Below are 21496 nucleotides of genomic sequence, written 5' to 3'. Positions count from 1 at the left end.
TAGTTTTATGTCAAACTATTTTTTTATTATTTATTTTAGTATCATTTTCATTAACTTTAATATAATCTATTGTATGAATATTTAAATAATGATATTATATGCAAATAAATAAATTCTATGTATATGAAAGGGGATATTATGACACAGGATATGACTACTGGAAATCCAGTAAAATTGATTTTATATTTCTCTATACCATTACTTATAGGGAATATTTTCCAACAATTTTATAGTATGGTTGATACTATAATAGTTGGAAAATTTTTAGGTGTTAAAGCTCTTGCTGCCGTTGGTTCTACAGGTTCTATGGTATTTTTAATAATCGGATTTGTATTAGGGCTTACATCTGGCTTTTCTGTTTTAGTTTCACAAAGATTTGGGGCAAATGATGAAGAGGGAGTAAAATATGCAGTAGGTAGTGCTATTATATTATCTATTATTATGGCAATTTTAATTACTATTGTAAGTATGGTTACAGCTAGCCCACTTTTAAATGCGATAAAAACTCCTAGTGATATAATAAATGATTCTTATGCTTATATAATAGTTATTTATGGTGGCCTATTTGCAACATTTTTTTATAATATGATATCTAGTATACTTCGTGCACTTGGTGATAGTAAAACACCATTATACTTTTTAATTGTTGCATCTATTTTAAATATAATACTAGATTTAGTGTTTATAGTTAATTTGTCCATGGGAGTAGCTGGTGCAGCTTATGCTACTGTTATATCCCAAGGTTTTTCAGGAGTTTTATGCTTAATTTATACAGCTAAGAAATTTCCTATATTAAAATTAGAAAAAAAACACTTTAAATTTGATATAAACTATTTTAAAAAGCACTTAAACATAGGAATTCCAATGGCTCTTCAATTTTCAATAACAGCTATTGGTGCAATAATACTTCAAGGTGCTGTTAATAAATTTGGTTCAACTGTTATCGCTGCACATACTGCTGCTTCTAGGGTTGAGCAACTTGTTATGCAACCTAGTGTAACATTTGGCGTAACTATGGCTACTTACTGTGCTCAAAATCTTGGTGCTTCAAGTATAGAACGTATAAAAGAAGGAGTTAAGAAGTGTACTATAATAAATATAGGTATTGGTATTGTTTCAGGAATTATACTTGTAGTATTTGGAGAAAGCTTTGTTAAATTATTTATATCCGATGCAGACCCTGATGTTATTGCTTATTCTATGAAGTATTTAACTACAGTATCATTTTTCTTTATACCACTTAGTTTAATATTTATATATAGAAATTCACTTCAAGGAATGGGGTATACTTTCACACCTATGATGGCTGGAGTTTGTGAACTTGTGGCAAGAACTGTGGTTTCATTTACTCTTCCTTTAGCAATTGGTTATACAGGTGTTTGTTTAGCAGGGCCTTTTGCTTGGATTGCAGCTTGTATACCTTTAATGATTGATTATTTTAGAAAAATTAATAGCCTAAATGCTTCAGAGTGTTGCTCTATAAATGCATAAAAGTCAAAACTATAAAAATCTATTACTTTTTATAAAACAAAAGAAGTATTGAGCTTACATAACTCAATACTTCTTTATTATTTTATTAAATTAAAATTCTATATCAGAAAATTCTAATGCAGTCTTTGAATTTGTTGTATCATCATAATATAATTCACAATTTACTACTTCTTCATCTTCTAATACATTTATAGGTAGTCTAATTACAAACTCACTACCTTCATTAACCTTAGACTTAACTTCTATATCTCCTCCATGCAAGTTTGTAAATATTTTGACAAGAGATAATCCAATTCCACTACCTTCATTACTTCTTATCATTGTATCTTCTACTTGTGCAAATCGCTCAAATATTTTTTCTAAATGACTTTCATCTATTCCAATTCCATTATCTTTCACAGAAAGAGTTAATATATTTTCTATTTTATCAACATAAACATTTACATATATGGTCATATTATCTTTTGAAAACTTAATTGCATTTGAAATTAAATTTAAAACTATTCTTTCTATCTTGTCTGGATCTACGCTCATTATAAATTCTTCATCACTTGTATCAAATATTATATTTATATTTTTACTAGTTGCATATGGTATAACTGACATGGTAATACTTTCTAATAAAAGGATAATATCTATATTTTTTAATTTTAAAGTCATAAAACCTGAATCCACTTTCGCAATATCTATGATATTATTTGTAAGTCTTAGTAACCTGTTACAGTTTTGCTTTATTATATCTATTTTTTCATTATTGCTTTCTGAATAATCATTTTTTACTTTTTTCATATTTATATCTAATATTTGATTGGCCGACATTATTACAGCTACTGGAGTTCTTAATTCATGACTTATATTTGATATAAAATTACTTTGAGATTTGTTCATATTTTCAGCTAGCTCTTTTGCTTTTATTAATTCTTTTTCATAATGTAGTTTTCTTATTGTATATAATATAAATGAAATCACTACTATGACTAAACTTATTATTAACCCCACGCTAGTATATATTATTTCTCTATATCTATATATAATATCCATAGGTGTATTTATTATCTTAGAGTCTTTTGGTAAGTCTTTTTTTCTTATTTTATTAGCTTTTAATTGATCATAGTCGAATATAAATTTATTTATTTTATATCCATCAATAATTTTTTCCTTAGGCTTTTTCCCTTGAAATATGTCTTTAGCCATCAATCCTGCTATTTTACCTTGGTCGTAGTGACTTACTACTCTTCCCCCAACAAAACCACATTGAGTACCATAATCCATAACTGAATATATAGGTACATTTGCATTTTTCTTTATAAGTTCATAAGATTCTTTTATAGATTTTAGATTTCCCATTTTATCTACATAAGAATATATTACTAATACTACATCATTATTATCTAAATTTTTCAATTTTTTTCCTAGCTCTTCAAATGTCATATTGTATAAAGACATACTTGTAAAATTAATATGTTTATTTTTTTCACGCATTTTTTTAAAATCATATTGATCATTCAAATGATTTGATGATGCATCTGATATAACATTTATATTTTTTCCTTTATGCAACTTATCTATTAATTCTATATTTTCTTGTATAGAACAATCTTCTGTAACCCCATATATATTTTCTTCTTTTTTAGCTTTTTTAATTCTATCAGGTGAGCTCGCACCTAAAAATACAATTGGAGTATCTTTAAATAATTCTTTTTTATACCTTAATCCAAATTCAAGTGCTTGATCATCTGCTAAAATTATAACATCATATTTTTTATTATTTTCTAGCTTATACTTAAGCAATTCATAAAATTTATTAACGTTTTCTTCATCTAAAAATCTTCTTGAATCCATATACTCCATTTGTATATTAACATCTTTTTCTATTCCATCTTTTATGCCCTCCAACTGATCTGAAAAAGTTTCATAATTAGGACTATACGAACTTATATATAAAACGTTTTTCCAACTTTTATATTGTTGTGCACTTACTATGTTAAAAGATGTTAAATAAAACATAATAGTTAAAAAAGTAAATAATAATTTACCCCCATACCTTCGCATCTTTCTCCCCCAAATCTCCCCAGTTTTTATATTTATCTTTGTTTAAATAACTACTGTTAAGTAATATTATATCAATTTTTACAACTTATTTGTTCAAATTTTATTTTAATATATCAATTTTTTATAAATAAAAGCATTGAACTATAACTTAGTTCAATGCTTTATCTTTTTACTTTTTGCTATTGTATTCTTTAATTAATTGTTCTTCTCCCATTTGTACTAATTTTTTGCTCATCATAGCACCTAAACTTCCAGCCATAACACCATTTTCATAAGAGGTTCTATTAGCACCATTTACATTAAAACTTGAAATTCCTAACTCTCCTGCGATTTCTAACTTCATTTGATTTAAAGCTTCTTTTGCATTACTTACTAAAGGCTTTTTTGTCATTTTATTTCCTCCTTGAGATATTTTCATATATAGTTTTTGCAAAATAACACTTTATTATTATGAATTTAATTCTAGGAAAACTCTATTTTGACAAATTTTTATACTCTTATATCTTATAAAACTTGCATGCTAGAATTATATTGTATTACTTTTTACTTATAAATATTCCTCTATAGCTTCTCTAGCTAATCTATCAGCGATATCATTATATTTGTTAGAACTATGTCCCTTAACTTTAATAAAAGTGATATCCATATCCTTACTATACTTTTCTATATATCTAACATAATCTTGAGTATACTCATTTTTAGCTTGCCAACTTCCACTAGCCCAAAGTGCTATATTTTTTAAGTCATGATATATGCATACCTTTTTTAATTTTTTCTCATGAGCTAATTTGATAGCATATTTAGAGGCTTCTATTTCGCCTACAATATTCCATTGATCCCACTTATCATGGCCTGCAACTTTAAATTCACACACACTATCATCTTTAAAATCAAGTACAACAATTCCAGAACCAAATGTTTTTGATACTCTATCATAACTTCCATCAACAAATGCCACAAAATCAAAATCATTTTTTATATCATCTGGTTTTATGTATTTTTCAAAATATTTAACTTTTGCGCTGCTTCTTATAGGCTTTAACTCACTTTCTTTATTAACTTTATCTGTTATTTTAGTTTTTATGCTTTTCTCTTTACTGATTTTAACTTCCTTTTTAATACCTGTAAATTTTTCAGCTTCTTCTAATGTTTTAAAACTTTTATATATAGCTCCTGGAAATTTATTAACTTGTTCTTTACATTCATCCCAAGTATTATAGATACCAGGCTTTTTTCCAACTTTTACTGCATAATATTTATTACTCAAATCAGATTCTCCTATCTTTAGTTTCTTTATAATTTAATATTATTATGAATTAATATATTTATCAAATAATTTTAATATGATTTATTTTTTTCTTTTTCTCTATTGACTTTTTAATTGAAAACAATTATCATTAAATCAAGGCAAGAATAAATAATAATCAATATCAATTAAGCAACCAGATTAATTTCATAATAAGCCTAAATTTATTAAATATTGTATATTTCCTAAGACAAGCAAACGGCAAAAAGGACTGTCCTCCAAACTAACAGTCCTTTTTGTTTTTTTGTTATGTATATTTATAAATTTATTAAACTTTTAATACACTTTTTATCAATATAATTTTTTAATATACTTCATTTAAGATAAAAAAAAATCTTAAATAAACTATTGACATTTTAATTGAAAATAATTATCATTAAATTAAAGTGATTGATAATAAATTTCAATCTCATATATAGGAGGAAATAAATATGAAAATTATATATTGGAGTGGAACAGGAAATACCGAATCTATGGCAAACCTTATAGGAGAAGGAATATCTAGCCAAGGTAAAACAGTAGAGTTATTAAATGTAGAAAAAGTAAATATAGATAATATAAAAAATGAAGATATACTAATTCTAGGTTGCCCCTCTATGGGTAATGAAAATCTAGAAGAAGTTGATTTTGAACCATTTATAGAATCCTTACAAAATCTAGGAAATGGTAAAAAAGCTTGCCTATTCGGTTCTTACGGATGGGGGGATGGAGAATGGATGAGAAATTGGGAAGACCAAATGAAAAATTACGGATTTGAACTTCCTCTAGAATCTGTAATAGTAAATGAATCTCCTGAAGGCGATGATGCTACTAGATGTGTTAAATATGGCGAAGATATCGCTAATTTATAAATATAAATTTTAAATTTATAAAATTAAGCCATAAATTTTATAAGTCAAAATATGTATCCTAAAAATAGTATGTTCAAAAAATAGAGCCTCTTTTTGGCTCTATTTTTATATTTCCTAATTAAAATAATGTAAAAATTAATTTAAATAGATTTATATTATTTATCTTGTTTTATATAATTAATTTAACTTTTGTTTATCATATAAATTTTTAGCATATATAGTAAATCCACCTATTATAATTGCACATATAAACACATACGCTTCCACTCCCATAAAACCTACGTTAAATACTCTAGATAATATTATAATCGGAAAATTAACTAGTGTATGAATAAGTATCCCTATAAATAAATACCTTATATGATTTTCTCTAACTCCATATAAAATAATTATAGATAACCCTATGTGTATAACCATAGCACATAATCTCTCAAATCCTACTATAAAAACATCTGTGGCAGTAATTCCTAAATTAAATCCATTTCCTACTAATATTCCAATTAATATAACAATACAAGAGATCCCTGTAATTAATATAGCTTCTATTCCTCCATGACCAAAGCCAAAGGCTATCCCATCACTATAAGTTCTATTATTTTTTAATATATACTTAAATGCAATATATCTTCCAATCTCTTCAACTAATCCTGCTGTTAATGCTAAAAATATAGCACTTAGCCATGTATTTAAAAACATATTTTCATACCATTTCATTTTTGGAAAAACGAAACCTATAAGTGGTAACCTAATTACTATTTGTGTTATAAAAAATATTAATATTCCTATAAAAAAACTTTTAATTCTCTTTTTATCTTTAATTACAAAGTAAGCTAAACTTCCTAAGGGTATTAAAAAGCATATTCCTATACTTAATATTAAAGCTAATATAATTAGCATGTTCATTTTTTTCACCTCTATATTGTTATTTTTATAAATTATAAGCTTAAGTTATTATAATATCAATACTTATTTTGCAACTTAAATTTCCAAAAAATACCTTAAAATTCAAAAAAAATTAATAGAGCTACTTTAAAATATTAATATTTTAAAGTAGCTCTATTAATTATTTAACATATACGCTAGATACATATCCATATTTGCCATCAAACTTTATCTTATGCCAATCAAATTTAGTATCTATAACTTCTACCTGTTGCCCTTTTTCTAAACGTCCAATAGCTTTAAAAACACAACCTCTTCCACTTCTAACACTAACACCATCTTCTAAAGAAATTGCTTTATTTGTGTTAATTTTAGTTTTTATACTTTTATCTATATTTAGTTGATCTGTTATCCCATTAACTATACCATTTGCTATCTTATTTTGGTACTCTTCTGTAGTTAATTTATGACCTTCATCATTACTAGATATAAATCCGCATTCTACAAGTACTGCTGGTATTTCATTATCTCTTAAAACTTGTAAATTACCTTTTTTAAATCCTCTGTTGTTTCCATTAGTGTAATTTAATAAACTATTTTGCATCTTTTGTGCAAAATTCTTATCTGATTCATTGTAATAAAATGTTTCTAATCCTTTTGCATTTGTATCATCTGCTGAGTTTTGATGTATAGATACGAATACATCTGCACCTGATAAGTTTGATTTTTTAGCTCTTTCTCTTAGTGATACATATTCATCACTTTCTCTACTTGTTTCCACATCTATTCCAAGCTTTTTAAGCTTTTCTTCAACTTTATTAGCAATTTGAAAATTTATTTTATCTTCCACTCTATCCATATATGATGAACCATTATCCCTTCCACCATGGCCTGCATCTATAAATACTTTATAGTTATTTGCATTGGCTACTGTAAGAGTCGACATAAATGCTGTTGATAATACTAAAGCCGCAACACTTTTTTTAATAGTCTTAATCTTCAAAAAATTCCTCCTTTTTAACCTTTATGTAATATTTACTCTACAGATTATTATACATATTTTATTATTTTTTTCAATACTGTATACAATAAATTGTAAATATTTGTCTATTTATATATATTTCATCTTTTAAATATTTAATCTTTAAAAATATTTTGCACAAAAAAACGAGCTCCTTTTTTAAAAATGAGCTCATTTTTTAATTTTATACAATTGTCAAAAATTAAAATATCAACTAACAATCATAGTTTCCTTTTTCATAACATTTATTTGGTCTACATATTTTACTTGAATGTTTGCAGCAATCTTCTTCCCATGGAACCAATATGGGATGACTACAATTATCTCCAAAACATTCAACAATATTATGAAGTGCACATTCTAGCCTATCTAATAAGTCATCTATGCCCTCTTGGTCTTTTATAGCATTATTTACATTACACAAAGATTTATCTTGAGATGTTTGAGCTTTTTCTAAATTTTTAACTATATTACATAAAGATTTTATAGCATCTTCTAAAGCTTTTTGTATTTTCTCTAAATCATTAGCCAATTTACATACATCATTTTCAATTTTACTTAATGCATTTTTTACATCTTCTTGATTTTCTTTAGCATAATTTAAGTGATCACCTAAATTATCATTTTTATTTCTTATTCTATCTAAGATTTCTTTAGCTTCGCAAATTTCTCTTTTACATTTTTTGGATTCATAGCAGTTATCACTACATTTGTAATAGCATACGTTATCCCATTTTCTACTACTGATATTTCCACATTCACTCCACACTTTGTTTTTGCAACTCATAAAATTTCTCACCCTTTATTAAAGTTTCAGAGCTATGCCTCTGTAATATATATTATGACTGCATCTATAAATTGTGACTTTTTTAGCTTTTATATCAATTAGTAAAACTTTTTATAAAATAGTGTAATACAAAATAAATCATTCAGTTTTTATATGTAATATTCTCTCTATAATATACACACATCCTCTAAAACCAATATATGGTGTGTCTGAGCATATACTAGCTTTATCTAAGTTTGTATTAGTAACTTGTAAGTCCATTTTTGAATCATGATACATATCTATACTTTGACCATCACCTAAAAGTATTAACAGTTCTTTATTATTTAGATAATCCATTCTCTCTAACTTTGTAGCATTTAATTCATCACATATAATTTTATGTAGTATTTCTTTTCTATCAACTTTAAGTCCTAATTCTTTTAGCATATCACTCATACCTGTAACAGTATCCATATCTCCAAATACTGCACAATCTTTACTTTCTTCATAAAAGTATAGTTTTCTTTTCATATTAAACATACATTTTTTTACATGGTGTATTTCTTTATTGTACTTGTCTTCATCTAGTTCATAGCCATCTATTTTTTTTGTAGCTTCTACAAATTTAATAGTATTTTTTAGCCCATATAGATTTTTATAAATGTATGGTATATTACACTTTTCATGCATACACTGTGCTGCTTTTAAACCTTCTTTTCTAACTACTATATTTAAAGATGCTTTTCCTGCATTTTCAATATCTTCTATACTCGAATCAGCTGTAAATATTGTATTTACATCTTTATTAAACAATTCTTTCATAATTCTTTCTAACTCTTTAACATCTGATACGTAGTTATACTTATCTATATTAAACCCTAATATATTATATTTATTAAAATCTTTATGATTACTTTTAACTATTTTATTAGCTAAAATTTCTAATGCCTCTTCAACCCCTACATTATATTCATCTTTTAATCCACCAGTAGTTATAGGTATTAACTTTGCAGTTATATTGTCTTTTAAACTTTCACAAATATTTAATATATTATTTTTTATTATAGGATCTTTAGTTAATATCATAATAAATATATATTTAGTATCTGTATTTTTATCTATTTCTATTATAGCTTTTTCAAGCCTATCATACTCCTCAAAATTAATATCACCTTGTTCTATATTAATATAGTGTACTTTTGCTTCATCTTCACCATTTAAATTCCCTTCATTTTTTTCTTTACAGTTAGTATTTTTAACTGGTTCAAACTCAACAACACAAGCATCTTTTATAGATGATAATGTCCATATTATACCTACTTCATCATTAGCTACTGGGAAATGTTTATAAACATTCATACATAATACCTCCCATATTGTTGTTTTAATTACCAATAAATTTGACTAAATCTTTTACTATAGCTAGATTATATTTTGCCTACATATGGGTTATGTCCTTTTTAGTAAATTTTATTTAAGTGGTTTATTTTATTTGTATAATCTTCTATTTTTAAAATTTAGGTATATTACCCCAAATTATTCAAAAAGTCTACAATTTTAAAAGCCATCATTGGAGTGTTTTCATATATAAGCCTTTTTGCTTTTAGTAATAAACTTATCCCAAGAAAACTTTATCCTCTTTGCTGGATTCGGTTTTATTTTATTTTATACCCAATATTTTTGGTATTAATCTTAAAATTTTTTTAATTTCATATTTAAATATCACATAATTTATACACAAAATATTGTAGTAAATAAGCTTTCAAACTGTACTTATGAATAAAAACTATTTTTCAAAAAAATAAGAAGAGTACCATACTCTCCTTATCTATAATTTAATATTAATAATTTTAATTTTCTCATCAACGATGATTTTAGTAATTTAATTCAATATTTAAAGCTATCCAAATGCTTACAAAAATCATTAAATTCTTTTATATCTTTTATATTTTGTAAATCACAAATTCCAATCATATACTTACTATATTTATGATATAAAAATTGAACTTTATATATCTCACATTCACTAAATCCATCCTTAAAAGAATATGAATAAGGTATAAAATCATTTAAATTACTTTCAAAATACTTTATTTTAGCAAAGCAAAGTTTATGTATTTGAAAAACCATGGCAAGTGCAGTGTGCCTTTCTACAAACTTTTGTGAAAAATATTCAATAGGCTGATATTTATTTTTTGGATGTCTATATTCCCAATTAGAACTAGAATTTAAATGGAGCCTATATTTTTGTATAACTTTTAATTTTTGTTCATCTAATTTAGATTCTATTGAAGTTGATTCCAAAACAATACCCCCCTTTGATTTTATTATATCAACTAATTTTGCACTTATAAACAATAGCTTTATTCATATAGATTATTTCTATTATATATAATAGAAAAATTATAAAATACTATAATAAAAAAATAGGTATGAATTGAATAAATTCAAATTCTACCTATTTTCAAATTTCTTATTTAAAACTTTCTTCAACAGCAACAGCTATTGCAACTGTAGCTCCAACCATAGGATTATTACCCATTCCTATAAGTCCCATCATTTCAACGTGTGCTGGAACAGAAGAAGAACCCGCAAATTGTGCATCTGAATGCATTCTTCCCATAGTATCAGTCATACCATAAGAAGCTGGTCCTGCTGCCATATTATCAGGATGAAGAGTTCTGCCTGTACCTCCCCCAGAAGCTACTGAGAAATATTTTTTACCTTCTTGATAACACTCTTTTTTATAAGTTCCAGCTACTGGATGTTGGAATCTTGTTGGGTTAGTTGAATTCCCTGTTATAGAAACATCAACTCCCTCATGATGCATTATTGCAACACCTTCTCTAACATCATCACATCCATAGCATCTTACTTTGCTTCTTTCTCCTTTAGAGAAAGCTTTTTCTCTTACTATTTTTAGTTCTCCAGTATAATAATCAAACTCTGTTTGAACATATGTAAATCCATTAATTCTAGATATTATATAAGCTGCATCTTTTCCAAGACCATTTAATATAACTCTTAAATCTTCTTTTCTAACTTTATTTGCTTTTTCAGCTATTTTTATAGCACCTTCTGCTGCTGCAAAAGATTCATGTCCTGCTAAGAAAGCAAAACATTTAGTTTCATCTCTTAAAAGCATTCCACCTAAATTTCCATGTCCAAGTCCTACTTTTCTATCATCAGCAACAGAACCTGGAATACAAAATGCTTGTAAGCCTTCACCTATAGCTTCTGCTGCATCTGCTGCTTTCATACATTCTTTTTTTATAGCTATTGCTGCTCCTAATGTATATGCCCAGCAAGCATTTTCAAATGCTATGTTTTGAGTATCCTTAACTATTTGATAAGGGTCAAATCCCTTTGATTTGCAAAGTTCTCTGCATTCTTCTATAGAATTAAATCCGTATTTTTCAAGTACAGGAGTTATTTGATTTATTCTTCTTTCATAACTTTCAAATAAAGCCATTTAAGTTCACCTTCCTTTTTTTTATTCATGTCTTGGGTCTATAACTTTAACACCTTCATTAAATCTACCGTATGTAGATTTAGCTTTTTCTAGTGCTTCATTAGCTTCCATACCCTTAGATACCATTTCCATCATTTTCCCAAGGTGAACATACTCATATCCTATTATTTCACTATCTTCATCTAAAGCTACTTTAGTTATATATCCTTCTGCCATTTCTAAATATCTAGGTCCTTTTTCAAGACTTCCATACATAGTTCCAACTTGACTTCTAAGTCCTTTTCCTAAATCTTCAAGTCCAGCACCTACTGGTAAGCCTCCTTCTGAAAATGCTGTTTGGCTTCTACCATATACTATTTGTAAGAAAAGTTCTCTCATAGCAGTATTTATTGCATCACATACTAAATCAGTATTTAATGCTTCTAATATGGTTTTCCCAGGAAGTATTTCAGATGCCATAGCAGCTGAATGTGTCATTCCTGAACATCCTATTGTTTCAACTAACGCTTCTTGTATTATCCCATCTTTAACATTTAATGTTAATTTACATGCTCCTTGCTGAGGTGCACACCAACCTACACCATGAGTTAATCCTGATATATCTGTTATTTGTTTCGCTTTTACCCACTTACCTTCTTCAGGTATTGGTGCTGGTCCATGATTAGGGCCTTTGTTTATTTTACACATATTTGTGATTTCTGTTGTGTAAATCATAAGAAAGCTCCTTCCTCGGCATAATTTTTTAATATTTTATAAATCATCTACATCTTGTATTGGTCTGATTTGTTTTCCTTTTGGACAACCTGTATAATGTCCATCTGGATCAGACTCACTTGTGTTTTCCTCTAAAATAGAGTTTACAACTGAACTTATTCGTTGTTTTTTCTCATTAAAACTCTCTTTTTTAATATTTCTTTTGATATTGTTTTCCTTCATATTAAATCACCTCATAATTAGGATTACCAATAATATAAATATTAAAAACTTAATAGATGAAAACCTAATACGTATTTATTATATTACTATGTTAAATTTAAATCAATGTCAGTTTTATAATACCTAATATTCATATTTTTCTACCTTTTTTGATATATCTATATTTCATGATTTTTCAGTAAATTATAATTAAAATTAAAAGTAGCATAAAAATGCTACCTTCAATTAATATTTATTATGATTTTAACATCCCCAATTATGATTACACTTACAAGAGTGATCACATGTATGTTTGTCATCCTTACATTCTATTTTCCACTCACAATCATTTATACTACATCCACATTCTTCTTTATGGCATTCTTTAAAACATTGAACGCTTGCTTCCAAGCAATCTTTAGCTTGTTTCATTAGTTCTTCACCTTGTCTTGATAACCTTTTATACTCTTCCCACAAGCAATTAGCTCTTGAACATTCTTCTATTGATTGTTGTTTAAGTCTCTCTGCTCTTTGTTGTGCTTGTCTAGCTTGTTGAGCAATTCTATTAGCTCTTTCTATTATACAATTAGCTTGTTCACATTTTTCTCTTGATATTTCTTGAAATTTACTACATTCACAGCAATCATTATCATGTTTTTTGTTACATCCTTGGTTAAATTTATTACACTTTTTTTTGCAATTGTTTGACATAACATTCACCCTTTATATTTTTTCTGATATGATATATTAAATATCAATATCTTAATAATATATATGTATTATTTCTACAAAATGTTATATCAACTATATTTATTTTTACTAATTATTTTTGAATAGCTTTTATCGGATCTAATTTAGATGCTTTAAATGCTGGTATCATACCAAATATAACTCCTGTTAATATAGATGTACTTACTGCATATACAAATCCTTTAAAAGATAATATAGCTTTAAATGGTAACTTATTAGATATATATCCTACTAAAATAATTCCCACAATTATTCCTAATATTCCTCCTACTATAGTTATAAATGTAGATTCTATTAAAAATTGAGTCATTATATTTCGAGGTTTTGCACCTATAGCTCTTCTTATACCTATCTCTCTTTGTCTTTCAATAACAGACATATACATTATATTCATTACACCTATTCCTCCAACAAATAAGGATACAAGTGTTATAATCTTTACAAATTTATCTATACTTGAAGTCATATTTTCAAGTTCCATATAAGTACTATCCATATCTTCAGTAATGTAACTCCCATCTAAATCAGGATGTAATTCTTGTAGTTTCATAGCTACATTATTAGCAACTTCATATGTATCATATCCTGGAGATACCAATATGTCTATACTATAAATTTCGTTATTTCCATAATTATACTTATTAACAAGTTTTTCAAATACTTTTTTAGGCATTAATGAAGTTTGATATCCCATATCTCCCATACCATAAATCATATTAATTTGATTTGCAGTTTCTTGTGTTTGTTCTTTTAAAACTCCTACAATTTCATATATATCCCCATCAATATTAATTCCATTTCCTACAGCATCTTCTGGATTATCAAATAATTCTGTCGCATTTTGCATAGTTATTAATATAACTTTTCGTTCATCATCATCATATCCAAAATTTCTTCCATATATTACATCTACTTTTTTATCACTTTTATAAGAATTTATATCTATAAAAGTTGATTTTTTATCAACATATGCTTCAAATCCATAAGAACCACTCATTTGAGATTCATCACTAGTAGGCCTAGCCATCTGAACTCCCTCCATAAAAGAAATTACTTCTATATCTTGTTGAGTAAATGGTTGTAAAAAAATTGAATAGTCCATCATGCCATAATTGGAAGGTTCAAACCTTATAGTAGTTTTTTTCTTATTAACTTTATCCGTAGATTCTTTCATCTTAGCTTCAAGACCTGCTCCAATTGAAGTAACTAATATTACAGATGTTATTCCTATTATTATCCATATCATAGTTACAAAAACACGAAGTTTATGTGCTTTTAAGTTTACCAGTGTATTTTTTATTAAGTTCATGGCTACACCCCCTCAATTATAACACCATCTTTTAACTTTATAAGCTTTGTAGCATATTCTGTTAAATCAGCATCATGAGTAACCATTATTATAGTCTTTCCTTGATTGTTTAACTTTTTTAATAAGTTCATTATCTCAATACCTGTATCACTATCTAGTGCTCCCGTTGGTTCATCTGCAAATATTATTTGAGGATCATTAACAAGAGCTCTAGCTATAGCAATACGTTGTTGTTGACCTCCTGATAATTGAAGTGGTCTTTGTTTTGTCTTATCTAAAAGACCTACTAATTCTAAATTTTTTTCAATTCTTTCTTTTCTTTCTTCTTTAGAGTATTTATTATTATATATCATTGGTAATTCAACATTTTGATATATATTTAATGTTTCAACTAAATTAAATTGTTGAAATACAAATCCAATATTAGTATTTCGAAATATTGATCGTTTATTTTCACTTAAATTAGTTACGTCTTCACCCTGAAATAAATAACTTCCTTCATCAAATTTATCTAAAAATCCCAATATATTTAAAAGAGTAGTCTTTCCACTTCCTGATTTACCCATTATCATTACAAACTCACCTTGTTTTATAGATAAGTTTATAGATTTTAAAACATGTAATTTCTCTTTTCCTACTTTATAATATTTTTGAATTCCTTTAAGCTGTATTACATTTTTCAAATTATTCACCCTCGCCTTCAACTGAAGTTTCTTTGCTTGGATAAATACTTTCTCCTTCTTTTATAGTTTTATCATCTGCATATCTTATTACTTCATCATTTTCTCCTACACCCTCAGTTACTACTGCAAATTCATCATTAGTTTCTTCTGTTTTTACCTCTTGCTTATATACTATTCCATCTATAACCTTATATAAAAATCTCTTCTCATCTTCTTGAATTAGTGAAGTGTATGGAACTTTTATTTTTTTATTAGAAACCTCTATCGTATTTTGAACATGAAATCCATTTTTTACATTTGTTAGATCTTGATTTTCTAAAAAATTTATTTTTATATCATAATAAGACATATTTTGATTTCCCATGTTTTCAATTCCACTTTGATTTGTTGAAGGCCTGTCTCCTATAAATGTAATTTTACCTTTAAACTTTTCTTTTGTTGAATATACTAAAATTTCCATTTCTTGATTTAAACTTAATTTTGATAAATCTTGCTCACTAGCTTGTCCCTTTATATAAAAATCTTCTGATTCTAAGGTCATAATAGATGGAGTTTGATTTTCTCCCTGTGATTGCTCATTTATATATACTTTACCACTAAATGGAGCATGTACTGTTGAATATGCTTTATCTTCAAGTTTTTTTAATTGTCTATTTAATTGTTCTATCTCTGATTCAACAGGTTTTTTTAACAATTCATCTTCTATATTCTTTTTTTCATTTTCTTTAACTTTTATTTGTTCTTTTAAGTCTTCTACTTCTGAAATAGCACTTTTATTTTTACAAGAAAATAAAGCTGACCCTTTTTCTACTTTTTGTCCATCTTCTACTTTTATCTCATCTAATTCTCCCTTATCTCCATCTATAAAAAAATCTTCCGATTTATTTGGAATAACTTTTCCATTTACAAATATTTTTTCCTTACCTGGTACAGTGTATATCTCAGGAGTTGCTTCACCTACTTCTCCTCCATCTGAATTTTTACTTTTAAATACGACAAATCCACTTATACAAAGAGCTATTATTACTATTGACCCTATAATAGCTTTCTTTTTACCCAATTTTATATTTTTTTTCAAAAAAATCCCCCCATATTGCCTTATTTTGTCTTTTTACAAATTATATTATATATTAATAGGCATACGTTGTCATCTAATAAAGATTAAAATTTAATTACAACATCTTAACCTTTATTATTCAAGTTTTTCATAAAAAAATGAGGGTATCACCCTCATTAATTTTCAAATTCAGTATTTTTAACTCTCCATTTTATTAAGTTTATATATAACCAAAATCCATATATACCAAAAGTTATTATAGTTAATATCCACCACTTAATATATTCAAAAAATAGTTCTGTTCCGCTTCCTACAAATTTTAATCTTCTTCCATCTATTATAGTATTATCTATTTCCCAACTGTATTTTAGGCACATAGCCCATGGTGTAGCTATTCCTAGTGTACAAAAACTTATTAATGCTGCTAATATATTAATACCAATTAATCCTAATAAGCTACCTTCAAATCTTGATTTCATACTTAATCCTCCATTAATACTTTTTTAATATTATACATATTAATGATTGTAAAGTACATAAACTAAAGTTTAAATTAACCTTAAATTAATCTTAAATAATTTTTTATTTTTACTTAATTATATTTTCTTATAAATAAAAAAGCTATATAAAACGCATTTGCATTTTATATAGCTTTTTTACTTTAATTAGTTCTCTTCAATTATTCCATATCCTAAACCATTTCTTTTATATACTGTACTTATCTTATCATTTTCTGAATTTCTAAACATATAAAAGTCATGTCCTAAAAGTTCCATTTGTAGTATTGCCTCTTCACTACTCATAGGCTTAATTGAAAATTTTTTAACTCTTTTTATTTTGATATCCTTTTCTTCTATATCATTATCAAAATCATAATCTTCTATATTTTCAAATCTAATGCTTTGACTATTGTGTTTTCTATTTTTAATTCTAGTTTTATATTTTCTAAGTTGTTTATATAACTTATCATATACAGTATCTATAGCAGAATATAAATCTTTTTGGCTATCCTCAGCTCTTATTATATGTCCTTTTACTGGTGCTATCGTTACTTCTATCTTTTGGCATTCTCTTTCAGCACTTATTGTAACTTTAATATCTGTATCTATATTTAGGTACTGTTGCAACTTCTCCATCTTACTTTCTATTTTAGCTTTTATACTTTCTGTAGGTTCAATGTTTTTGCCAATTACTCTTATGTTCATAAGTAGTACCCCCTTGTTATAAAACAATTATTAAATACTTAATTTATTTGTTATCTTGTATTTAATTTAAATTAATTATATACCTAATAAATCATATTTTCTATTCTATTTTTTATAATTTTTTAGTGGTATAATAGTAAGAGTGGGGTAATTTTATACTTTACTCTAAGCATAATAAAAAGCTGTATATAATACTTAATAATAGTATTATATACAGCTTTTATATTTATTGAATTAATTAGTAGCTGCTATTTCATCCATTACTGAATTTTCATATTTAGCTATCCATGCTTTTCTTTCTAATTTTAGTATATTAGCTATTTTAGAGTACTCTTCACTAGTGTAATAATTTCTTGGATTATATTTATTTATATCTATACCTTCAACCTCTACAGGCACCATATATCCCCATTCATTATCTTTTATCCACTCAATGTTATCTCTTGCTATTTCTTTCATTATAGTAGTAGATACTTTTATAGTTAACTTTTCTCCTTCAAAGTTTTCTTTTGCACCAACACTTCCTGTATTTAATATGAAACATTCCATATCAGGATTATTTTGTAGTATTTCTTTAAGTTTCATACCTTCTTCTATTTCAGGTCCCATTATAAATGGATTAGTTCCTACGCATCTTTTTGATTGACCAGCTTTAGTTGGGTCTCCAGCCGAAGTTTCTATGGATTCACCTAACATAAATGCATCTAATGCTTGCTTAGGATCTAGTTTTACTACAGGTGGTACTATATCATTTCTTCTAGTTATAAATATTATTTTATTTGCTTTTTCTAAGTCTACAGTATCATCTGTTGTATCTATTTCTTCTCTTAATATAACACCTCTACCATTTGATGTAAGACTTGTATCATAAAAATCAACTTTTCCATTTTCATCTACTTTTATGTTTTCTAAAGCTGCATTTTCGCTAGTTGCTGCTTTGTATAAAACACTTTGTTGATCAGGGTTTAACCCTTCTGTTTTTATATAAAATCCATTTTCAGTACCTACACAGTATCCATTTTCATCCATGAATACAACATCATCTTGTCTTACTATAGCTTTTTCTTCACCAGTTAGTTCATGATCATGTATAGTTAAGGTAGTCTTACCTGTTCCACTTAATCCAAACATTATAAATCCTACATCTTTTAGATTATTATTTTTATCATAAACTCTAAGAACTTTACTACCAGCATGGAATCCTAATCCACCTGCTTGTTTTACTTTATACATAGCCATTCTTAAAAAAGATTTCTTAGATTCTCCAAAGTAATCACTACCTAGTATAAATGTTACTCCCGACTCTGGGTAAGCAAACATTATTCTTTCTGGCCACTCTGGTACATATATACTTACTAAATCTGGATTTTCTGCATCAGTTGGATTGAATAATGTATTATTCCACATGTGAGCTATTCTAGCATAATTTTTTGAAATATATAGTCTACAGTTAAATGAAAATTTATCATTCATTCCCATTTTTCTATCTACTCTTATCATTTCCTTATCTTTTATATATTCAAAAACCTTAGCTGCTATTTCGTCAGCTTTAGCTTTAGTTATTTCCATTTGATCTACACCTGTTTCTATTTCATCAACTATATAAGTATTTTTAGCACTTCTATTTCTAACTTTACTTACATAGCTAGCACTTTTAAACTCAGTTGTCATTTCCATATGATTTGCTAAATCTCTTAACTCTCTTCTCGTAGGATTTGCTATAACCTTACCAAATAATTCATCATTTATATTATTTATATTAAACATAATTCCCCCTCCAAGTTTATTTAGTATATCATTTTTGCATTATTAGTATATCATAATAATTCAAAAAGTCTACTCTTTAAAAAAAAATATTTACATTTTATTCTACACCTTTTATTTTAAAGTGTAAATAAAATAAAAATAGAGCCTATATTATAGACTCTATTTTTTAATTTAAAGTAGTGTCAAACTTTAAATATATATTTACTTAATAATAAACTTTAGTATTTTACATATTTAAAGTAGATACTATCATATACATAGTTATAACTAACCCCATCCATCCGATAATTGATAATGCCCTAATTAAAACCTTTGAATTCACAAAATCCCCTCCCTAATTCATTAGATGCTTTATAACCTCATTTGGTATAACAAACTCTACTACTCCCATAGACCCTGGTCCTACCTCATATTTATCAAAACTAATAACAAGCTCTTTATTTTCATTTATATAAAATTGCTGATCTTTTTTTATAGATTTAAAATTAATTTCAGGATCAATTTCTTCATCTAGCCAATAATATTTATTTTCATCTTTTTTCATTTGATCTTTCATTTGTTGTTTTATATTTTCACTTATAACTTTTATATAATCATCATTTTTAAATATGCCTTGTAGCGTTAATATAGTTTGATTATGTTTATCTATATTATAGAATTTTCTCTTAGTATCAGATGAACCTTCCGCAGAATAATTATAAATAACAAGTGATAATATATCATCATTATCAGTTTGGATCTCATACCAAGACTTAACTTCTTTATTTCCTATTTTACCAACTTCTTTTAATGATTTAATTTCCTCTAAATATTGGTTATACATCTGTTTACCTTGCGTTTCAAATTCCTTGTTCAATTTATATTCTAACTCTTTATTATCTAATCCATTTATATTAGGAACTTTTATAGATGCCTCATATCCATTTTCTTTTATTTCATAGTTTGAAAAGTTAATTATTTTTACAACACTTCCTATTACGGGAATTTGTTCTAAGTTTTCTGCAAATACTGGACTTATATTAACAGCTCCAATTATTAAACATAAAGACGCTGCTGTAATTAACCATTTTTTTTGATTTTGTTTATATGTTTTTTTAGATTCTATAGCATCATTTACTACATATTTCAATCTTTCTGGGATAGGAATGTTGTCATATTCCACTTTCAATTCATCAATTTTATTTTTATTTTTCATAAATTATATTCTCCTTAATAATCCTCAGTTTTTATTTTTATCCTAAGCCGTCTTAGTCCCTTATACAATTTTGTTTTTACAGTATTAATGTTTTCTGATAAAACATTAGCTATATCTTCAATTTTCATATCCTCAAAATACCTTAAAACGATTATAATTCTATAATCTTCAGGTAATATATCTAGTGCTTTCTCAAGGTCTATATCATGATATCTATCGTGCACTTCATGTTCATTTATAAATTGTTCTTCAGTCAGACTTATATATTTATAATTTTTTCTTATATAGTCTATAGAACTATTTATTAAGATTTTATAAAACCATGATTTAACAACTTCTATATCTTTAAGTGAATCTATTTTATAAAGCGCCTTACATATAGCATCATGTACTATATCTAATGCATCATCTTCATTTTTTACATAACTATATGCTATTTTATAGAAACTTTCTTGATTATTTACTATATAGTCTTTAACTTTAGCTTCTTTATTTTTTTTATTTGAGCTCAATAATTTCATTTAAATGTAGAAGCCTCCTTTCCTCTTCATATATATAGACGATTTATCCATATCAAAAAGTTTTAACTTTTTCATTTTTATAATATTTTTTTATTTTAATACAAAAAGGTATCCTACCATAGGATACCCTAAAACATATAATTTTCATATTGTTTAAATACTTTTTTCTATAAACTATAATTTTTTCAAATATCTTAACAAAATCCTATCTGTTTCAATTATTTCCAAGGTAATTTTCACCTTATAAAAA

22 protein-coding genes are annotated in these 21496 nt (G+C 26.3%); 2 read left to right on the top strand and 20 right to left on the bottom strand.

Annotated features, from left to right (window positions below; translation table 11 throughout):
* Positions 1 to 138 precede the first annotated feature (138 nt).
* Positions 139 to 1491 (top strand): MATE family efflux transporter, encoded by a 1353-nt coding sequence (locus H8891_RS02090; RefSeq protein ID WP_187004979.1) that lies wholly within the window; start codon positions 139 to 141, stop codon positions 1489 to 1491.
* Positions 1492 to 1581: 90 nt separating this feature from the next.
* Here the strand turns inward: H8891_RS02090 and H8891_RS02085 are convergent, their stop codons facing one another.
* The 3 genes from H8891_RS02085 to H8891_RS02075 all read right to left on the bottom strand — a co-directional run bounded on the left by H8891_RS02085 (position 1582) and on the right by H8891_RS02075 (position 4810).
* The gene (locus tag H8891_RS02085; RefSeq protein ID WP_187004978.1) at positions 1582 to 3543 is read right to left on the bottom strand and encodes a sensor histidine kinase; all 1962 of its coding nucleotides are present in this window, start codon (positions 3541 to 3543) and stop codon (positions 1582 to 1584) included.
* Between the two features lie 169 nt (positions 3544 to 3712).
* A complete protein-coding gene (locus H8891_RS02080) occupies positions 3713 to 3934 on the bottom strand; it encodes an alpha/beta-type small acid-soluble spore protein (RefSeq protein ID WP_187004977.1) in 222 nt (73 codons plus the stop codon).
* Positions 3935 to 4090: 156 nt separating this feature from the next.
* Positions 4091 to 4810 (bottom strand): ribonuclease H1 domain-containing protein, encoded by a 720-nt coding sequence (locus H8891_RS02075; RefSeq protein ID WP_187004976.1) that lies wholly within the window; start codon positions 4808 to 4810, stop codon positions 4091 to 4093.
* Positions 4811 to 5280: 470 nt separating this feature from the next.
* Between H8891_RS02075 and H8891_RS02070 the strand changes: the two genes are divergently transcribed.
* On the top strand, positions 5281 to 5700 hold the full coding sequence (locus H8891_RS02070) for a flavodoxin (RefSeq protein ID WP_187004975.1): 420 nt from the start codon (positions 5281 to 5283) through the stop codon (positions 5698 to 5700).
* A gap of 177 nt (positions 5701 to 5877) precedes the next feature.
* Here the strand turns inward: H8891_RS02070 and H8891_RS02065 are convergent, their stop codons facing one another.
* The 17 genes from H8891_RS02065 to H8891_RS01985 form a co-directional block, all read right to left on the bottom strand.
* On the bottom strand, positions 5878 to 6603 hold the full coding sequence (locus tag H8891_RS02065) for a YhfC family intramembrane metalloprotease (protein WP_187004974.1): 726 nt from the start codon (positions 6601 to 6603) through the stop codon (positions 5878 to 5880).
* 160 nt (positions 6604 to 6763) lie between these two features.
* The gene (locus H8891_RS02060; protein ID WP_187004973.1) at positions 6764 to 7585 is read right to left on the bottom strand and encodes an N-acetylmuramoyl-L-alanine amidase; all 822 of its coding nucleotides are present in this window, start codon (positions 7583 to 7585) and stop codon (positions 6764 to 6766) included.
* Positions 7586 to 7817: 232 nt separating this feature from the next.
* Positions 7818 to 8390: a hypothetical protein gene (locus tag H8891_RS02055; protein ID WP_187004972.1), complete on the bottom strand. Its 573-nt coding sequence runs from the start codon at positions 8388 to 8390 to the stop codon at positions 7818 to 7820.
* Between the two features lie 138 nt (positions 8391 to 8528).
* Entirely contained in the window at positions 8529 to 9731 is a 1203-nt protein-coding gene (locus H8891_RS02050; RefSeq protein ID WP_187004971.1) for a nitrogenase component 1, read from the bottom strand.
* Positions 9732 to 10259: 528 nt separating this feature from the next.
* Entirely contained in the window at positions 10260 to 10676 is a 417-nt protein-coding gene (locus tag H8891_RS02045; RefSeq protein WP_187004970.1) for a hypothetical protein, read from the bottom strand.
* Positions 10677 to 10845: 169 nt separating this feature from the next.
* Positions 10846 to 11844 carry a GGGtGRT protein gene (locus H8891_RS02040; protein WP_147545510.1) on the bottom strand — a complete coding sequence of 333 codons (999 nt, stop codon included), beginning with the start codon at positions 11842 to 11844 and terminating at the stop codon, positions 10846 to 10848.
* A 21-nt stretch (positions 11845 to 11865) separates the two neighbouring features.
* On the bottom strand, positions 11866 to 12558 hold the full coding sequence (locus H8891_RS02035; protein WP_187004969.1) for an iron-sulfur cluster assembly scaffold protein: 693 nt from the start codon (positions 12556 to 12558) through the stop codon (positions 11866 to 11868).
* Between the two features lie 36 nt (positions 12559 to 12594).
* Positions 12595 to 12780: a hypothetical protein gene (locus H8891_RS02030; RefSeq protein WP_187004968.1), complete on the bottom strand. Its 186-nt coding sequence runs from the start codon at positions 12778 to 12780 to the stop codon at positions 12595 to 12597.
* Positions 12781 to 13023: 243 nt separating this feature from the next.
* Positions 13024 to 13470 carry a hypothetical protein gene (locus H8891_RS02025; RefSeq protein WP_147545514.1) on the bottom strand — a complete coding sequence of 149 codons (447 nt, stop codon included), beginning with the start codon at positions 13468 to 13470 and terminating at the stop codon, positions 13024 to 13026.
* Positions 13471 to 13582: 112 nt separating this feature from the next.
* Positions 13583 to 14818, bottom strand: a complete 1236-nt coding sequence (locus tag H8891_RS02020) for an ABC transporter permease (protein ID WP_187004967.1) — start codon at positions 14816 to 14818, stop codon at positions 13583 to 13585.
* A 2-nt stretch (positions 14819 to 14820) separates the two neighbouring features.
* Positions 14821 to 15501, bottom strand: a complete 681-nt coding sequence (locus H8891_RS02015; RefSeq protein WP_187004966.1) for an ABC transporter ATP-binding protein — start codon at positions 15499 to 15501, stop codon at positions 14821 to 14823.
* A gap of 1 nt (position 15502) precedes the next feature.
* The gene (locus H8891_RS02010) at positions 15503 to 16579 is read right to left on the bottom strand and encodes an efflux RND transporter periplasmic adaptor subunit (RefSeq protein ID WP_187004965.1); all 1077 of its coding nucleotides are present in this window, start codon (positions 16577 to 16579) and stop codon (positions 15503 to 15505) included.
* A gap of 155 nt (positions 16580 to 16734) precedes the next feature.
* A complete protein-coding gene (locus H8891_RS02005; protein ID WP_187004964.1) occupies positions 16735 to 17037 on the bottom strand; it encodes a DUF898 family protein in 303 nt (100 codons plus the stop codon).
* Positions 17038 to 17223: 186 nt separating this feature from the next.
* The gene (gene hpf, locus H8891_RS02000; protein WP_187004963.1) at positions 17224 to 17763 is read right to left on the bottom strand and encodes a ribosome hibernation-promoting factor, HPF/YfiA family; all 540 of its coding nucleotides are present in this window, start codon (positions 17761 to 17763) and stop codon (positions 17224 to 17226) included.
* A 234-nt stretch (positions 17764 to 17997) separates the two neighbouring features.
* Entirely contained in the window at positions 17998 to 19530 is a 1533-nt protein-coding gene (locus H8891_RS01995; RefSeq protein ID WP_187004962.1) for a phosphoenolpyruvate carboxykinase (ATP), read from the bottom strand.
* Positions 19531 to 19864: 334 nt separating this feature from the next.
* Positions 19865 to 20725, bottom strand: a complete 861-nt coding sequence (locus H8891_RS01990) for an anti-sigma-V factor rsiV (RefSeq protein ID WP_187004961.1) — start codon at positions 20723 to 20725, stop codon at positions 19865 to 19867.
* 14 nt (positions 20726 to 20739) lie between these two features.
* Entirely contained in the window at positions 20740 to 21246 is a 507-nt protein-coding gene (locus H8891_RS01985; protein ID WP_187004960.1) for an RNA polymerase sigma factor, read from the bottom strand.
* Positions 21247 to 21496 lie beyond the last annotated feature (250 nt).

Source organism: Paeniclostridium hominis, from assembly GCF_014306135.1.
GTDB lineage: Bacteria > Bacillota > Clostridia > Peptostreptococcales > Peptostreptococcaceae > Paraclostridium > Paraclostridium hominis.
Note: the sequence above shows the minus strand (reverse complement) of the source record. Positions and strands in the feature narration are given on the sequence as shown.

Coding starts and splice junctions, on each gene's coding strand:
- H8891_RS02030 (WP_187004968.1), bottom strand. CDS start 12,780: ATGAAGGAAAACAATATCAAAAGAAATATTAAAAAAGAGAGTTTTAAT.
- H8891_RS02040 (WP_147545510.1), bottom strand. CDS start 11,844: ATGGCTTTATTTGAAAGTTATGAAAGAAGAATAAATCAAATAACTCCT.
- H8891_RS02070 (WP_187004975.1), top strand. CDS start 5,281: ATGAAAATTATATATTGGAGTGGAACAGGAAATACCGAATCTATGGCA.
- H8891_RS02025 (WP_147545514.1), bottom strand. CDS start 13,470: ATGTCAAACAATTGCAAAAAAAAGTGTAATAAATTTAACCAAGGATGT.
- H8891_RS02035 (WP_187004969.1), bottom strand. CDS start 12,558: ATGATTTACACAACAGAAATCACAAATATGTGTAAAATAAACAAAGGC.
- H8891_RS02090 (WP_187004979.1), top strand. CDS start 139: ATGACACAGGATATGACTACTGGAAATCCAGTAAAATTGATTTTATAT.
- hpf (WP_187004963.1), bottom strand. CDS start 17,763: ATGAACATAAGAGTAATTGGCAAAAACATTGAACCTACAGAAAGTATA.
- H8891_RS02065 (WP_187004974.1), bottom strand. CDS start 6,603: ATGAACATGCTAATTATATTAGCTTTAATATTAAGTATAGGAATATGC.
- H8891_RS01990 (WP_187004961.1), bottom strand. CDS start 20,725: ATGAAAAATAAAAATAAAATTGATGAATTGAAAGTGGAATATGACAAC.
- H8891_RS02055 (WP_187004972.1), bottom strand. CDS start 8,390: ATGAGTTGCAAAAACAAAGTGTGGAGTGAATGTGGAAATATCAGTAGT.
- H8891_RS01995 (WP_187004962.1), bottom strand. CDS start 19,530: ATGTTTAATATAAATAATATAAATGATGAATTATTTGGTAAGGTTATA.
- H8891_RS01985 (WP_187004960.1), bottom strand. CDS start 21,246: ATGAAATTATTGAGCTCAAATAAAAAAAATAAAGAAGCTAAAGTTAAA.
- H8891_RS02080 (WP_187004977.1), bottom strand. CDS start 3,934: ATGACAAAAAAGCCTTTAGTAAGTAATGCAAAAGAAGCTTTAAATCAA.
- H8891_RS02085 (WP_187004978.1), bottom strand. CDS start 3,543: ATGCGAAGGTATGGGGGTAAATTATTATTTACTTTTTTAACTATTATG.
- H8891_RS02050 (WP_187004971.1), bottom strand. CDS start 9,731: ATGAATGTTTATAAACATTTCCCAGTAGCTAATGATGAAGTAGGTATA.
- H8891_RS02005 (WP_187004964.1), bottom strand. CDS start 17,037: ATGAAATCAAGATTTGAAGGTAGCTTATTAGGATTAATTGGTATTAAT.
- H8891_RS02020 (WP_187004967.1), bottom strand. CDS start 14,818: ATGAACTTAATAAAAAATACACTGGTAAACTTAAAAGCACATAAACTT.